Below are 414 nucleotides of genomic sequence, written 5' to 3'. Positions count from 1 at the left end.
AGAAAAAGCGACGGGCGACCCAAGAAACGATTATTACATTGATATTACACGACTTGACGTAAATCACTTGCTTATGGTTTATTCAGAGAGAACATATGAGGGAGATGGTTTGTGTGCACGAGTTATCACGATAGATGATAATGATGAAATAACCTACGGCACGAAACTAAAGGTTGACCCTACATACAGTAATTACAGAGTAATCTCGGTTCCGAGTGCACATACACAAATCAGTGATAATAAATTTTTGATATTGTGGGCAGCAAAATCTTCTTCTTCTGGCGTGGAGAGTAGGCTAAAAGGCGCTATCTTAACGATTTCCGATGCTTTTGTATTGTCTAGTACATCTGCAACAATTGACATCCCTATGCAGAATAAAAACGCTACGAGTGGAGTCTATCTGCTCACAGCCTT

Annotated in this window: 1 protein-coding gene; it reads left to right on the top strand. The window is 39.9% G+C overall.

Annotated elements, in window-relative coordinates; all coding sequences use genetic code 11:
- On the top strand, positions 1-414 hold a 414-nt coding region (locus tag D1841_RS18810; protein WP_207710197.1), incomplete at both ends, for a hypothetical protein.

Origin of the sequence: Neglectibacter sp. X4 (assembly GCF_009917365.1) — a bacterium.
Classification (GTDB): Bacteria; Bacillota; Clostridia; order Oscillospirales; family Acutalibacteraceae; genus Acutalibacter.
Note: the sequence above shows the minus strand (reverse complement) of the source record. Positions and strands in the feature narration are given on the sequence as shown.